The 1715-nt window shown below is 51.0% G+C and carries 2 tRNA genes and 2 rRNA genes; all 4 read right to left on the bottom strand.

Annotation, left to right across the window (positions count from 1 at the left end):
- Positions 1-724: ribosomal RNA gene (locus GTP44_RS26755) — 23S ribosomal RNA — on the bottom strand; the annotation flags it as partial.
- A 210-nt stretch (positions 725-934) separates the two neighbouring features.
- Positions 935-1010, bottom strand: a tRNA-Ala gene (locus GTP44_RS26750).
- A gap of 48 nt (positions 1011-1058) precedes the next feature.
- Positions 1059-1135, bottom strand: a tRNA-Ile gene (locus GTP44_RS26745).
- 80 nt (positions 1136-1215) lie between these two features.
- Positions 1216-1715 (bottom strand): 16S ribosomal RNA (locus tag GTP44_RS26740); the annotation flags it as partial.

The following is a 1715-nucleotide window of genomic DNA, read 5'->3' as shown; positions in this document are numbered from 1 at the left end:
ACCTCCAGTGCGTGTTACCGCACCTTCATCCTGGCCATGAGTAGATCACTTGGTTTCGGGTCTACACCCAGCGACTATCGCCCTGTTCGGACTCGATTTCTCTACGGCTTCCCTATGCGGTTAACCTCGCCACTGAATGTAAGTCGCTGACCCATTATACAAAAGGTACGCAGTCACCCCACAAGGAGGCTCCTACTGTTTGTATGCACACGGTTTCAGGATCTATTTCACTCCCCTCCCGGGGTTCTTTTCGCCTTTCCCTCACGGTACTGGTTCACTATCGGTCGATTACGAGTATTTAGCCTTGGAGGATGGTCCCCCCATATTCAGACAGGATTTCTCGTGTCCCGCCCTACTTGTCGTACGCTTAGTACCACCGGTCTGATTTCGTGTACGGGGCTATCACCCGCTATGGCCGCCATTTCCAGAGCGTTCCACTATCAGTCCGACTATCACGTACAGGCTCTTCCCATTTCGCTCGCCACTACTTTGGGAATCTCGGTTGATTTATTTTCCTGCAGCTACTTAGATGTTTCAGTTCGCCGCGTTCGCTTCACACACCTATGTATTCAGTGAGTGATACCCTAAAAGGGTGGGTTTCCCCATTCGGAAATCTGCGGATCAAAGCTTGTTTGCTAGCTCCCCGCAGCTTATCGCAAGCTACTACGTCCTTCATCGCCTGTAATCGCCAAGGCATCCGCCATGTGCACTTATTCACTTGTCCCTATAACGTTAGCTCCTGCGACGCTACGCGCGTCTACAAGAAGCGTTTATAGGAATAAGAAGTTATTACGTTGTTGCGTTTGTTGATACTACAATCATTACCCATTCAAACGATTTCTCATTTGGATCATAACAATTACTTTACTTCTTCCAGATTTTTAAAGAACGAGAACTACACTTACGAATAACTTGGTGCCATTCGTAAAGGCAGTGGTGGAGGATGACGGGATCGAACCGACGACCCCCTGCTTGCAAAGCAGGTGCTCTCCCAGCTGAGCTAATCCCCCATTAAGACACAGTGTGCCAGACTTTAGTCTGGCACCTCAGATCGAAACTGGTAGGGCTGGTTGGACTCGAACCAACGACCCCCGCGTTATCAACACGGTGCTCTAACCAGCTGAGCTACAGCCCCAATATTTGCTGTTCTCTCTTCATTACAGTCGATAAGTGTGAGCGCTTGACGTTCGTTCCGAAGAACTCTGCAAACTCTAGAAAGGAGGTGATCCAGCCGCACCTTCCGATACGGCTACCTTGTTACGACTTCACCCCAGTCACGAATCCTACCGTGGTAAGCGCCCTCCTTGCGGTTAAGCTACCTACTTCTGGTAAAACCCGCTCCCATGGTGTGACGGGCGGTGTGTACAAGACCCGGGAACGTATTCACCGCGACATGCTGATCCGCGATTACTAGCGATTCCAACTTCATGCAGTCGAGTTGCAGACTACAATCCGGACTACGATACACTTTCTGGGATTAGCTCCCCCTCGCGGGTTGGCGGCCCTCTGTATGTACCATTGTATGACGTGTGAAGCCCTACCCATAAGGGCCATGAGGACTTGACGTCATCCCCACCTTCCTCCGGTTTGTCACCGGCAGTCTCATTAGAGTGCTCTTGCGTAGCAACTAATGACAAGGGTTGCGCTCGTTGCGGGACTTAACCCAACATCTCACGACACGAGCTGACGACAGCCATGCAGCACCTGTGTAATGG

It is taken from the genome of Duganella lactea (genome assembly GCF_009857505.1).
In the GTDB taxonomy this organism is placed as follows: domain Bacteria; phylum Pseudomonadota; class Gammaproteobacteria; order Burkholderiales; family Burkholderiaceae_D; genus Rugamonas; species Rugamonas lactea.
The sequence above is the reverse complement of the archived record's forward strand: the minus strand, read 5'-3'. Positions and strand labels throughout refer to the sequence as shown.